The organism is Streptomyces umbrinus (assembly GCF_030817415.1).
GTDB lineage: Bacteria > Actinomycetota > Actinomycetes > Streptomycetales > Streptomycetaceae > Streptomyces > Streptomyces umbrinus_A.
In genome coordinates this window covers 9580353-9593509 of record NZ_JAUSZI010000002.1, presented here as the reverse complement: position 1 = coordinate 9593509, position 13157 = coordinate 9580353, and the positions used below count along the sequence as shown (strand labels likewise).

The 13157-nt window shown below is 72.5% G+C and carries 13 protein-coding genes; 7 read left to right on the top strand and 6 right to left on the bottom strand.

All coding sequences use genetic code 11. The annotated features are described in order from the left end of the window. Positions 1-6 precede the first annotated feature (6 nt). A complete protein-coding gene (locus tag QF035_RS42415; protein WP_307526762.1) occupies positions 7-702 on the bottom strand; it encodes a GntR family transcriptional regulator in 696 nt (231 codons plus the stop codon). Between the two features lie 229 nt (positions 703-931). Here QF035_RS42415 and QF035_RS42410 point away from each other — a divergent pair, with 229 nt between their 5' ends. From QF035_RS42410 to QF035_RS42390, 5 genes are read left to right on the top strand one after another with little or no spacing between them, the layout of a single operon-like run. After that, positions 932-2251 carry an MFS transporter gene (locus QF035_RS42410; protein ID WP_307526760.1) on the top strand — a complete coding sequence of 440 codons (1320 nt, stop codon included), beginning with the start codon at positions 932-934 and terminating at the stop codon, positions 2249-2251. Next, positions 2248-3069, top strand: coding sequence for a putative hydro-lyase (locus QF035_RS42405; RefSeq protein ID WP_307526756.1), 822 nt, complete (start codon positions 2248-2250; stop codon positions 3067-3069). The genes QF035_RS42410 and QF035_RS42405 overlap by 4 nt, the downstream gene beginning before the upstream one ends. Positions 3070-3088: 19 nt before the next feature. Then, entirely contained in the window at positions 3089-3847 is a 759-nt protein-coding gene (locus QF035_RS42400) for a LamB/YcsF family protein (RefSeq protein ID WP_307526754.1), read from the top strand. After that, positions 3844-4458, top strand: a complete 615-nt coding sequence (gene pxpB, locus QF035_RS42395) for a 5-oxoprolinase subunit PxpB (protein ID WP_307526753.1) — start codon at positions 3844-3846, stop codon at positions 4456-4458. Before QF035_RS42400 ends, pxpB begins: the two co-directional genes overlap by 4 nt. Next, complete coding sequence (locus tag QF035_RS42390; RefSeq protein WP_307526751.1) at positions 4458-5333, top strand: 5-oxoprolinase subunit C family protein; 876 nt, start codon at positions 4458-4460, stop codon at positions 5331-5333. Before pxpB ends, QF035_RS42390 begins: the two co-directional genes overlap by 1 nt. 100 nt (positions 5334-5433) lie before the next feature. Here QF035_RS42390 and QF035_RS42385 read toward each other — a convergent pair whose 3' ends face one another. From QF035_RS42385 to QF035_RS42365, 5 genes are all read right to left on the bottom strand, one after another. After that, a complete protein-coding gene (locus QF035_RS42385) occupies positions 5434-6291 on the bottom strand; it encodes an SGNH/GDSL hydrolase family protein (RefSeq protein ID WP_307526750.1) in 858 nt (285 codons plus the stop codon). Then, the gene (locus tag QF035_RS42380; RefSeq protein WP_307526748.1) at positions 6288-7481 is read right to left on the bottom strand and encodes a glycosyltransferase; all 1194 of its coding nucleotides are present in this window, start codon (positions 7479-7481) and stop codon (positions 6288-6290) included. Before QF035_RS42380 ends, QF035_RS42385 begins: the two co-directional genes overlap by 4 nt. Further along, a complete protein-coding gene (locus tag QF035_RS42375; RefSeq protein WP_307526746.1) occupies positions 7478-8602 on the bottom strand; it encodes a glycosyltransferase family 4 protein in 1125 nt (374 codons plus the stop codon). The genes QF035_RS42380 and QF035_RS42375 overlap by 4 nt, the downstream gene beginning before the upstream one ends. 210 nt (positions 8603-8812) lie before the next feature. Beyond that, the gene (locus QF035_RS42370) at positions 8813-10231 is read right to left on the bottom strand and encodes a HEAT repeat domain-containing protein (protein WP_307526744.1); all 1419 of its coding nucleotides are present in this window, start codon (positions 10229-10231) and stop codon (positions 8813-8815) included. Between the two features lie 301 nt (positions 10232-10532). After that, on the bottom strand, positions 10533-10925 hold the full coding sequence (locus QF035_RS42365; RefSeq protein ID WP_269654984.1) for an ankyrin repeat domain-containing protein: 393 nt from the start codon (positions 10923-10925) through the stop codon (positions 10533-10535). A 316-nt stretch (positions 10926-11241) separates the two neighbouring features. Here QF035_RS42365 and QF035_RS42360 point away from each other — a divergent pair, with 316 nt between their 5' ends. After that, positions 11242-11436 (top strand): hypothetical protein, encoded by a 195-nt coding sequence (locus QF035_RS42360; RefSeq protein WP_055611072.1) that lies wholly within the window; start codon positions 11242-11244, stop codon positions 11434-11436. Positions 11437-11473: 37 nt separating this feature from the next. After that, positions 11474-13096: a hypothetical protein gene (locus QF035_RS42355; RefSeq protein ID WP_307526743.1), complete on the top strand. Its 1623-nt coding sequence runs from the start codon at positions 11474-11476 to the stop codon at positions 13094-13096. Positions 13097-13157: the final 61 nt, after the last annotated feature.

Sequence of the window (13157 nt, the reverse complement as noted above, 5' to 3'; positions counted from 1 at the left end):
GCGCCCCTAAGGGGCGTCCTCCGCCACGCGGCGGCCGTAGACCTCCACAACCCTTTTGCGGGAATCATCCAGGTATACGCCGAGCAGGCTCTCGGCCTCCCCGCGGTCGCCGTCCTGGAGTGCCTGCAGTATCTGGCCGTTGCGGGCGAGGTACGGCTCGTGCAGCCGGCGGGGGTCGTCCACCAGATGGAAGGCGAGGCGCAGTTCGGCAAAGACACTGCGCATCAGTTCGTCGGTGCGGGCGCTGCCGGCGAGCGCGACCAGCTCCCGGTGGAAGTGGATGTTGGCCGTACCCAGGCCTTTCCAGTCACCTTCGCGGGACGCCCGTCGCCCGTCCGCGACGGCCGTGGCGAGGCCGTCCACCGCGTAGGGCGGTTCGCCGAGTCCGCGCACGACGGCGCATTCGACGAGGCTGCGGGTGCGGTAGATGTCCTCGACGTCCTCGACGGTCAGGACCCGCACGAAGACACCCCGGTTGAGCTGGTGGACGAGCAGCCGTTCGTGCGTGAGCAGCCGGAACGCCTCGCGCAGCGTGTTGCGCGAGACACCGAGCGCGTTGCCGATGCTGTCCTCCGACAGCCGTGTGCCGGGGGGGAAGAACCCTTCGGCGATCCGGCTTCTGAGGATGTCCGAGACCCGCTCGGCAGTGCTGGTGCGACCCAGCAGCGCGCGGTCGTCCGCCAGTCCGTTCAGTTCGGCCACGCCCGAATTCAATCGCAGATACAAGAACGAAACAACATGGGTATTGAGGGATCGTTCAACGATCCTCTACCTTGCTAGTCAGGCACCGGCCGCTCGTCCCGGAGCCGACGGCTTCCGCACGCCACAGTTCGGCACCGCAACTGCTTCCCCACGCCACAACCCGCACCACCACTGCTCCCGTACGGCTCAGTCCTCAAGCACCCTCCCGTCCCTCATCTGTGAGGTGCCCATGAGCACGACCCCTCCACCGCAGGCCCTGAACACCGAGACGCGCCCCGAAGCGGGTGAACCCACCGCCGACGAGGGCGCGTTCGCCTGGCTGCGAGCCCTGGGTCCGCGCGGCCGCCGCGCCTTCGGCGGCGCGTTCGGCGGCTATGCGCTGGACTCGTACGACTACTTCACGCTGCCGCTGAGCATGGTCGCCCTGTCCGCGTACTTCGGCCTCAACAGCGGCCAGACCGGGCTGTTCACGACCGTCACGCTGGTCGTGTCCGCCATCGGCGGCGCGGCCGCGGGTGTGATCGCGGACCGGATCGGGCGCGTCAAGGCGCTGATGATCACCGTCATCACGTACGCGGTCTTCACCGTGGCCTGCGGCTTCGCGCCCAACTACGAGACCCTGCTGGTCTTCCGTGCTCTCCAGGGGCTCGGTTTCGGCGGTGAGTGGGCGGTCGGCGCGATACTGGTCGCCGAGTACGCGAGCCCCAAGCACCGGGGGCGCACGCTCGGCGCGATCCAGAGTTCCTGGGCCGTGGGCTGGGGACTCGCCGTACTGGTCTACACACTGGTCTTCCAGTACCTGGACGACGACCTCGCCTGGCGCGTGATGTTCTGGACCGGGGCGCTGCCCGCCCTGCTCGTCGTCTGGGTGCGCCGCAATGTGAAGGACGCTCCGGAGGCGGCCCAGCGCCGCGAGGAGAGCCCCGAGAAGGGCTCGTTCGCCACGATCTTCAAGCCGGGCACGGCCGCAGCGCCCGGACTGCTGAAGACGACGATCTTCGCGGTCCTGCTCTCCACGGGCGTCCAGGGCGGCTACTACACGCTGGCCACCTGGGTCCCGACCTACCTCAAGACGGACCGCGGGCTGTCCGTCGTCGGCACCGGCGGCTACCTCACGTTCCTGATCTCCGGGGCCTTCATCGGCTATCTGACCGGCGGTTATCTCACCGACAAGCTGGGCCGCAAGCGCAACATCCTGCTCTTCGCGATCCTCTCGGCGGTCTGCATCCTGGCCTACGCGAACATCCCGAGCGGCGCCAACACCCTTGTCCTGGTGCTCGGTTTCCCGCTCGGCTTCTGTATGTCGGCGATCTTCAGCGGCTTCGGCTCGTTCCTCAGCGAGCTGTACCCGACCGCGGTGCGCGGCACGGGACAGGGCTTCACGTACAACACCGGCCGTGCCGTGGGCGCGGTCTTCCCGACGGTCGTCGGCTTCCTGGCCGACAGCTGGGGCGTCGGGGGCGCGCTGGTCTTCGGCGCGATCGGATACGGTCTCGCGGCGCTGGCCCTGATCGGTCTGCCCGAGACCCGTGGGAAGGAGCTCCTGTGAACCGTACGCAACACCGCTCCCTGAACCTTCTCGACGACCACGCGCACGCGTGGAGCCCGGCAGAGGCACGCTCCCGGTTCCGTTCGGGAGTGTCGGGTTCCACCGCGGGCTGCTCGGCGGGCCACACCCAGGCGAACCTGATCTCGGTGCCGGCCGACTGGGCGTACGACATGCTGCTGTTCTGCCAGCGCAACCCGAAGCCCTGCCCGGTGCTCGACGTCACCGACGCCGGTTCCTGGACGACCGTCCTGGCCGGCGACGCCGATCTGCGGACCGATCTGCCGGGCTACCGGGTGTGGGAGCACGGCGCGTTGGCCGAGGAGCCCACGGACGTACTGGCCCACTGGCGCGACGACCTCGTGTCGTTCCTCATCGGGTGCAGCTTCACCTTCGAGTCGGCGCTGTCCGAGGCGGGGGTGCCGATGCGCCACATCGAGCAGAGGCGCAACGTCTCCATGTACGTGACCAGCCGCCAGTGCCGTCCCGCGGGGCGGCTGCACGGCCCCATGTTGGTGTCGATGCGGCCGGTGCCGCCCGAGCACCTGCCTGCGGCGATCCGGGAGACCAGCCTGCTGCCCGCGGTGCACGGCAGCCCGGTGTACTGCGGCGATCCGGGCGGCCTCGGCATCGAGGACCTCGCCCGCCCCGACTTCGGTGATCCGGTGGACGCCGAGCCGGACGACATCCCGGTGTTCTGGGCCTGCGGTGTGACGCCGCAGGCCGCGGTGATGGCCTCACGGCCGCCGTTCGCGATCACTCACGCGCCGGGCCAGATGTTCATCACCGACGCCCGCGACGAGCAGTACCGCGTCGCCTGACCGGGAGGAACAGCACTCCATGAGCACCATCGATCTGAACGCCGACCTCGGCGAGGGCTTCGGCCGCTGGCGCCTGACCGACGACGAACAGCTGCTGTCCGTCGTCACCAGCGCCAACGTGGCCTGCGGCTTCCACGCCGGTGACGCGGCCACCATGCGCCGGGTGTGCGACCTGGCGGCCGAGCGCGGTGTACGGATCGGCGCCCAGGTCTCCTACCGGGACCTGGCGGGCTTCGGGCGGCGCGCGATGGACGTGCCGCCCTACGAGCTGGCGTCCGAAGTGGCCTACCAGATAGGCGCCCTGGAGGTCTTCACGCGCGCGGCGGGCGCGCGTGTGGCGTACGTCAAACCGCACGGCGCGCTCTACAGCCGCGTCGTGCACGACGAGGAGCAGGCCGGCGCGGTCGTGGAGGGCGTGATGCTCGCCGACGCCACGCTCCCGGTCCTCGGCCTGCCCGGCTCGCGTCTCCTCGACGTGGCGGGGAAGGCCGGACTTCCGGTCGTCACCGAGGCGTTCGCGGACCGCGCCTACACCGACGAGGGCACGCTCGTGCCGCGCGGCCGGGAGGGCGCGGTGATCACCGATCCGACCGCCGTCGTGGAACGCTCGGTGGCCCTCGCCCGTTCTGGTGTCGTGACGTCCCACTCCGGGCGTGACATCCCGGTTCGGGCCCGCTCCTTGTGCCTGCACGGCGACACACCCGGCGCGGTGGACCTGGCCCGCCAGGTCCGTGCACGGCTGGAGGAGTCCGGCATCCGCGTGGAGGCGTTCGTATGAGGGCACTGCCGGTCGGCGACCGTGCGCTGCTCGTCGAGGTGTCGACGGACGAGGAGGCACAGGCCCTGCACGCCGATCTGCTCCGCCGCCGCGCGGAGGGCTCGCTCTCCGTGCGCGAGATCGTCCCCGCGGCCCGTACGGTCCTCCTGGACGGCCTCGACGACCCGGCCCGGCTGGCCGCGCGGTTGGCCACGGCGACGCTGCCGCCCGTGCCTCCGCGCGCGCAGGAGGTGGTCGAGATACCCGTCCGCTACGACGGCCCGGATCTCGCGGCCGTCGCCGACCACTGGGACGTGTCCCCGCAGGAGGTCTCGCGGATCCACACGGCGGCCGAATTCCGCGTCGCCTTCTGCGGGTTCGCCCCGGGCTTCGGCTATCTGACCGGACTCCCGGCCCGCTACGGCGTGCCCCGGCACGCGACACCCCGTACGACGGTCCCGGCGGGTTCCGTGGGCCTCGCGGGCCCGTACACGGGCGTGTACCCGCGCTCGTCGCCGGGCGGCTGGCAGCTGATCGGGACGACGGACGCGGTCCTGTGGGACCACGCGCGCGTGCCCGCCGCCCTGTTGTCGCCCGGCACGCCGGTCCGCTTCGTGCCGGTGGAGGCCTGATGACGGACCGCGCACTCGCCGTCGTACGGGCCGGGGCGCTGACCACCGTGCAGGACCAGGGGCGCCCGGGCCACGCGCACCTGGGCGTGCCGCGCTCCGGAGCCCTCGACGCGCCCGCCGCCGCCCTGGTCAACCGGCTCGTCGGCAATCCGCCCGAGGCGGCCCTTCTGGAGACCACGCTCAACGGCTGCGACGTACGGCCGCGTTCGACCGTCACCGTCGCCGTCGCAGGCGCCCCGTGCCCGGTCACCGTGGACGGCCGCCCGGCCGCCTGGGGAGCGCCGGTACGCGTGCCAGCCGGGGCACTGCTGTCCGTGGGGACGGCGGTCTCCGGAGTACGCAGTTATGTGGGCGTGTCAGGCGGAGTGGCCGTCGAACCGGTGCTCGGCAGCCGGTCGACGGACCTGCTGTCGGGCCTGGGCCCGCCGCCCCTCACGGACGGAACGGTGCTTCCCCTGGGGACGCCGATGGCCCCCCACGCGCGCGTGGACGTCGTCCCGCAGCCGCGGCCCCCCGCCGAACTCGTCCTGCGGGTGACGCTCGGCCCACGCGACGACTGGTTCACGACGGCAGCGATCCGCACCCTCACCACGCACCCCTACCGGGTCTCCTCCGCGAGCAACCGCATCGGCCTCCGCACGGAGGGCCCCGCCCTGGAGCGGGCGCGACCGGGCGAACTGCCCAGCGAGGGAATGGTGTTGGGCGCCATCCAGGTCCCCCCGGACGGCCGCCCCGTGGTCTTCCTCGCCGACCACCCGACCACCGGGGGCTACCCGGTGATAGCGGTGGCCCGACCTGCGGACCTACCCGCCGCCGCCCAGGCCGTACCAGGCACGCCGGTACGGTTCGTGGCGGTACGCAGTCGGACGCGCTGAGCCGCGCCGCTAAGGGGGGCGCGCCCCTTTAGGGGCGCGGGGAACTGCGCGACCAGCCACTACGGGCCCGCAGTCAAAAGACGGCCCAACCCGCGGAGCGCTACGCAGTGTCCGGCTGTTCGCCGGTCACCGACAGCGCGGCCAGCGCCGACGACACCGCGTGGGACGCGCTGATATCGAGGCGAGTGCTGGTGCCCCGGGCCCGATGACGGACCTCGGAGGCGGCCAGGGTGATGAGTTGGGGCAGGAGGTCGGTGCAGCGACGGGCCACCCACCCGGTCCCGGCGGTGGCCAGCCACCACAGACTCGCCGACCGGGTGGGCTCGGGAAACTCGGGTTCGGGGGACGGTACGGGCCCCGTGGCGAGGCCCGCCTCCGCCAGCGACGCGTGGAAGTGGAGCGCGAGCTGCCGATGCCCCCGCTCCCCCGGGTGCAGCCGGTCCGAGCTCCACATGGCCCGGTCGGAGACCCAGTCGCCCTCCGCGGCATGCAGATGCACCGCCCCGTACCGCTCGGACAGCGCGTGGACGACCGCGTTCACGGCCCGCTGACGCCGTGCCAGCGGGCGGGCCAGCGCCCCGGGCAGCCCCAGCATCGCGCCGGGGTCGGGCAGACAGGCGGTGAGCAGGATCGCGCCCTGCCCGGTGAACGCGGCGTACACCTCGTCGAGCCGTTCGGCCACGGCGTGGATGTCGAAGGTGCACCGCAGGGTGTCGTTGACGCCGATGACGACCGAGGCGATGTCCGGCCGCTCGGCCAGCGCGGCCGGGGTCTGGCGTTCCAGGACGTCACGCGTCTGGGCGCCGCTGACCGCGAGGTTGACGAACTCCACGGGCGCGTCGGCCGGTGCGATTCCGGCGGCGAGCAGCGCGGCCCAGCCGCGCCACTCCTCGCCCACGGGATCACCCACCCCTTCGGTGAGGGAGTCACCGAGCGCCACGAACCGCAGGGGTCTCATACGACGCCCTCCCGAGCCCGTTCCACGGTGGGGGCCGCCGCGGGTGCCTCGGGCCGCCCCACGCGGACCTCGGCGTCGTGGGCGGCGAGGAACGCCTCGACGGCGGCCGGCCAGCCGAAACAGGCCGCACGCGCGCGTGCGGCCTCCCGCCGCTCGCTCTCTGGTCGTTCCAGGAGCATCCGTATCCCGTCCGCGAAGGCCTCTCCGTTGTCCGCGGCGGTGGCTCCGGCGGAGCCGACGACCTCCGAGAGCGCGGAGGAGGCGCTGGCGACGACGGGCGTGCCGCAGGCCATCGCCTCCAGGGCGGCGAGTCCGAAGGTCTCGGCGGGCCCGGGGGCGAGGCACACGTCCGCGGAGGCCTGGAGAGCGCTCAGGAGCACGCGGTCGCCGACGTGTCCGAGGAAGGTGACCGGCAGCCGCCGTTCGCGCGCCCGCTGTTCGAGGCGGGCCCGCAGCGGCCCGTCTCCGGCCACCACGAGCACCGCGCGCCGCCCGCGGCGCAGCATCGCCTCCAGGGCTTCGAGCGCCGTGCCGGGCCGCTTCTCGACGGACAGCCGGGAGCACATCACGAGCAGGACCTCGTCCTCGCGCGCGTGCCGGGCCCGCAGCCCCGGGTCCCGCAGCGCGGGGTGCCGGCCCTCCAGGTCGACGCCCAGCGGGGCGCGTACGACATTGCGGGCGCCGATGCGCACGAACTCGCGCTCCGCGAACTCCGTGGTGCACACGACCCGTGAATAGTGGTGGGCGGTACGGATGTTGAGAGCGTCGGAGGTCCGTCGGGCCATGCCCTCGGAGAGGCCCCAGGTGCGCAGTACGCCGTCGGCGGTCTCGTGGGAGACCATCACGGCGGGCACCCGGGCGCGCCGCGCCCAGACGCCGCTCCAGCGCAGCGTCGTACGGTCGGACACCTCCAGGCGGTCGGGGGCGAGCGCCTCCAGGAGGCCGGCGACACGCCGCTTGTCGGTGAGGACGCGGTAGCCGCCGGTGCCGGGCAGCAGCGGGCCCGGCAGCGTGATCACCCTCCCCTGTTCGGTCTCGCGGTCCGAGGCGCGCTCGCCGGGCACGATCAGTACGGGGTCGTGCCCGGCCGCCAGGTATCCGGCGCCCAGTTCGCGCAGCGCGGTCCGCAGGCCGCCCGAGGCGGGGGCGACGAAGTTGGCGAGCCGGACGATCCGCAGGGGCACGCTCATGCCGCGACCACCGCCCGTCCGGCGAGTACGTCGGTGTAGTGCCCGATGAGCTGGTCGCCGACGGCCGCCCAGGTGCGGCCCTCGACGGTCCGCCGCGCCTCGGCGCCGTACGCGGCCCGCAGTTCGGGATCGGCGGCGAGCGACCACACCGCGTCGCGCACGGCGGCCTCGTCGCGCGGCGGAACGAGCAGTCCCGTACGCCCGTGCGCCACCAGGTCGAGCGGTCCGCCGGCGGCGGGGGCGACGACCGGGACGCCGCTCGCCATCGCCTCCTGGACGGTCTGGCAGAAGGTCTCGAACGGTCCGGTGTGCACGAAGACGTCCAACGAGGCGAAGATCCGGGCGAGTTCGTCGCCGGTACGACGGCCCAGGAAGACGGCGCCCGGCAGTGCCTGCGTCAGGCTCGGCTGACTCGGTCCGTCGCCGACGACGACCACGCGTACGCCGTTCAGGCCGCAGGCTCCGGCGAGGAGTTCGACCTGCTTCTCGGGGGCGAGACGGCCCACGTATCCGACGATCAGCTCGCCGTTCGGGGCGAGTTCACGGCGGAGTGTGTCGTCACGGTGTTCCGGCCGGAAACGGACGGTGTCCACGCCGCGTTGCCACAGCCGTACCCGGGGCACACCGTGCGCCTCCAGGTCGTGCAGGGCCGGTGTGGACGGGGCGAGGGTGATGTCGGCGGCGGCGTGGACCGAGCGGATACGGCGCCAGGCGGCCGCCTCGCCCGCGTGCACATAGGTGCGGGCGTAGCCGGCGAGGTCGGTCTGGTAGACGGCCACGGCGGGGATGCCGAGCCGGGCGGCGGCCGTCATGCCACGGACGCCGAGGACGAAGGGGCTGGCCAGGTGGACGATGTCGGCGCGGTGTTCGGTGATCGCGGCGGCGACGCGTCGGCTGGGGAGGGCGACGCGGACCTGGGGGTAGCCGGGGAGCGGTAGGGAGGGGACTCGGACGACGGGGCACGGCGCGAGGGCGTCGGGCCCGTTCCCGGCCGCGGTGGCCGGGGCGACGACGATGGGGGCGTGACCGCGCTCGACGAGGTGTCGGGCGGTCTGGAGCGCGCAGTGGGCCACGCCGTTCACATCGGGGGGAAAGGATTCGGTCACGATGACGACACGCATACCCGTGTTGTCGTCGGGCCGGACGTGGACGCGTCAACGTGGATCTTTCCGGATGAGGAACGTCCCGTGAGCGTTGCGCTCCGCATGCCCCAGCATCACAAACCGGTCACGCTCCGGCGTCCGGGCCCGTACCAACGGGATACGGGCCGACGACGGAACGCTCACACGGCGGTCTCACACGCCGGTCTCACGGTGTCCCACTCGGGTACCTCACACGGCGGACGCGTCCGGTCCGATGCGGCTGCGTACCGCGGTCTGCACCTCGGCCTCCTCGGCCGGATCGGCGGCGAGCCGCCGGAGCTGGTCGACCACTCGGGCGTCACCGGTCTCGGCGTGCCGCGCGGCCACCTCACGGGTGGTCTCCTCGCAGTCCCAGAGACACTCGACGGCGAATCCGGCGGGGAACGAGGGATCGGTGGCGGCCAGCGCACGGGCCGCACGCCCGCGCAGATGGGACGAGGCGGTCTCCCGGTAGACATGTCGCAGTACGGGGGCCGCGTTGGCGATGCCCAGCCGTCCGGCGCCGTCGACGAGGGTCCACAGGGTCGGGGCGTCCGGCCCGTCGCCCCGGACGGCCTCGCGCAGGGCGCCGAGGACGAGTTCCCGGTCCGTTGCGCCGCCCCGGCAGGCGAGAACGCGCCCGGCGGCCTCTCCGAGGGCGTCGGGCCGGTGGACCCAGCCGCGCGCCCGCTCCACGGCGGCGATGGACCGCATCCGTTCGAAGGCGTCCACGGCGGCGTCCACGACGAGCCGGGAGGCGGAGACCTGGGCGGCCTCGATGAGGTCGAGTACGTCGGGATCCTGACTGTCGGCGAGATAGCGCAGGGCCGTGCAGCGCGCGCCGTCGTCTCCGGTGCGGGCGGCCTCGATGATCTCGGGGCGGTCCTCGGGACCGGCGACGGCCGTGAGGCATCGCGCGGCCGGCACATGGAGGGCCGCTCCGCGTTCGATGCCTTGCTGGGCCCACTCGAAGACGGCCCGCACGCTCCACCCCGGGCGGGGCCCGGACGGTCGCATCTGGCGTTGCCACCGGTCGAAGGAGCCGGCTTCCTGCGCAGCACGCACACGCGTGCCGATGGTTTCGCGGGGGTCGTCGGCCCACAGGCGCCAGGGCCGCGGTTCGAAGGAGTCCCGTACGACGACCGCCAGTTCGGCCTCGCCCTCGGGATCGGCGGGGAACCGGGCGAGGACGGGGGCCGCGAGGGCACGCAGTCCGGCGTCGTCGTCGCGCAGCGCCAGTTCGTCGAGGGCCCAGGCCCAGTTGGCGCCGCAGGCGGCGTACCGCCTGAGCAGTTCGAGCGCGTCCCGCCTGCCGTACGAGGCGAGGTGGCCGAGGACCGCCAGCGCGAGGCCCGTGCGTGACTCCTCCGTGTCGAGGACGTCGTCCGCGTCGAAGAGGTGTGCCTCGATCTCGTCGAGCTCGCCGCTCAGGTCGAGGAAGAGACGGGCGTAGTAGAGGGAGCGGTTCTCCACCTGCCAGTCGTGGCGGGGGTCGCGCAGCACACAGTGGTTCAGTGCCGCGAGCGCTTCGGCGCGCGGGGCGGTGAGCGCGTGCAGCGTGCCGTCGCCGCGGCCCCTCTGGAGCAGGCCGAGCAGCGTACCGCTGGGCGCTATGACCGGATCGAACATGGGAAACAGCCTCACATCAAGCGTCGACGCAACCGGGGATCCTGCTTTACCTGGCCGCGTGACAACACGTCGGGGCGCCCGCCGTTTCCTGCTTGCTGTAGACCATCTTCCTCTGCCTCTCGTCGGTGGCCCGTGCGGGCCGCATCACGGTCCGCGCGGTGCGGCAACACCTGCCCAGCCATCGCGTACGTGAATCACGACGTCATGATGACCCAGCGGTTCTCGCTGCCGCGACCGCATTTCCGGCGGCCCCGTACCGCCTCCCCCAAAATTGTTGTTTCGCCTGGTCAAGGCGTTTTGTTCAGTGCACGCCGAACAGTTCGAGCAATTCGGCCTTGCCGAACATACGAGCCGTGTCGACGGCGGAGGGCGTGCCCGCGGAGGGGTCGGCACCCGCGTCGAGGAGGACCCGGATCACGGCGTCCTCGCCCTTGAAGACGGCTCCGGCGAGCGGAGTCTGGCCTCGGTCGTTGATGCGGTCGGCCTCGGCGCCGCGCTCCAGGAGGGCACGGACCGCGTCGGCGTGGCCGTGGTAGGCCGCGAGCATCACGAGCGAGTCGCCGCGGTCGTTGGTGAGGTTGGCCGGAACGCCCGCGTCCACATACGCCACCAGCGCCTCGGTCTGCCCCTGCCGGGCCAGATCGAAGATCTTGGTCGCCAGCTCCACGACCTCGGGGTCGGGGGCTTCACTCATCGGCGGGACCGCCTCTCACTGCGACAACACATGCGACAACGAACGGGACTGCGGGAACGTGCGGCCGTCAGCGGTGCGGCCGTACGAGTGAATCGCCAGCGTACTGGCTTCGCGGGCACATGACCGGGCCCGGCCGAGGCAAAGATCACCACGAATCCGGCAAACCGTCGAGCAGCCGCCCTGGAGGCCCTGTCAGGCAGGGCCATCAGGGTGAAATAAGCGGAATTTCATCCTGTTGCACCTTTTATCGTATGGATACATCCTGTGAGCCTGGAAGCACTCATGGTGACTGTCCCCATCGACCAGGAGAACTCTCATGATCCTGTCCATCTCAGGTGTGGTGCTGCTCGGCATCATCGTCTTCCTCTTCTTCCGCAAGGACGGCCTCAAGGCCTCGCACGCGCTGGTCTGCGCCCTCTTCGGGTTCTACCTCGCGGGCACGGCCATCGCTCCGAGCATCACGGCAGGCGGCGCGAGCCTGGCCGGGCTGCTCGGCGGGATCAAGTTCTGACGCCCATCCCGTTCGCACGCACCTCCAGGAGACAGCAGTGGCCCGGCGCCCTCTTCCCCGCATTCTGAGTACCGGCAGCGCGCAGATCGCCCGCAGCCGGGACCTGGCCCGGACGGCCGCCGACAGCGCCACCGACGTCCTTCACCCACTGATCACGGTCACCCGTGGACTGCGCCGGCTGGCTGCCGCCGGACGGCGCAAGTGGGCGGACACCCCAAAGGACCGGCGCGGTCCACTGCTGTTCCTGGTGGCTTCGGTCGTCCTGGTCGTGGCCCTCGTCCCGTACGGGCCGCTGCTCGCCATCGTCACCCTGATGGGTGCATCGGCGTGGCACGGCCGGGACCGCACCCCGTCCGGGCCGGTCGGACCCGACGAGGCGCAGGCCAAGCGCCTCGAGTCGCTCTACGAAGCACTCGTCCCCTACTTCTCGGTTCCCGAGGACCCGGCCCCGCTCTACGCCCACGGCGGCGAGTGGGACAAGGCCTTCACCTCGTACGAGTTCGACGACACCGGCCGTGTCTCGCATCTCTCGCTCCACTACCCCGCGTACTTCACCGACGGGGAGGCGGACGCGCGTGCCCGTATCGAGCAGTTGCTGCACACCAAGTCGGGCCGCGGGCGCGAGTACCGCTTCACGTGGGACGAGGAGGGCAACCAGCTCTCGGTCACGGTGCTGCCGCCGCTTCCCACCGATGTCGCCGCCCAGCGCTTCGTCACGGCTCCGGGCGAGACCGTCCTCGGCTTCACCGACCCGGCCGGGGTCCAGCGCACGCTTCCGCTCACCTTCGGCGAGGAGCGGCGGGACACCCCACCGGTCGTCTGGCGCACCGGCGCGCGCTCGACCGAGCCCCATCTGCTCGCGGTCGGCGGGCCCGGCAGCGGCACGACCACTCTGCTGCGCTCGATGGCGCTGCAGGCCCTCCAGCACGGCGACGTACTGATCGTCGAGGGCGGCGGCAGCGGCGAGTTCGCCTGTCTGACCGGCCGCGACGGCGTCCTGGGCATCGAGTGCGGCCTGGCGGGCGCGCTGGCGAGCCTGGAGTGGGCGGCGCACGAGACGGAGCGCCGCCTCATCGCCGCGAACCGCGCCCGGCAGGCGGGCCACACCCCGCCGGAGGACACCAGGCGTCCCCTCTGGCTTCTCCTCGACCGTCCGACGGTCCTCGGCCATCTCGCGGCGGCCGACGGCCGCAAGGATCCCCAGTCCCTCCTCCAGGTGCCGCTGCGCCACGGCCGCGCGGCGGGTGTGACGGTGGTGGTGGCCGAGCAGTTCGACGCCCTGGAGTCACTCAGCGAGGCGGTACGCGGGCACACGCGCGCGCGTGTCGTGCTCGGTCCCGCGTCCACGGGCCAGCTCGAAGCGGTGCTCGGGTCTCCCCCGCCCACGACTCCGACGCCCGACGTGCCGCCCGGCCGCGGCTACGCCCGGCTGGGCTCGGGCCCGGTCCACCGCCTCCAGGTCCCGGCGACCCCGGACCCGTACGACGAGGCGACGAGCGAGGCCCACCGCCAGGCGGTGGTCGGTCTGCTGCCGGCGCGCACGGCTCCGGCGGACGCCGAGCCGACGGGCATGGCACCGGCGGACCATGTGGACGCAGCCCCGGAAAGCCCCGTGCGCTTCACCGCACCGGGTGCGGTGGGCGTCCCCGCGGAAGGCTGAGTGGATGGAGGGGGGCGTCTCGCGCGAGAACGCACGGCGCCCTCTCTCCGCCCACTTCCCT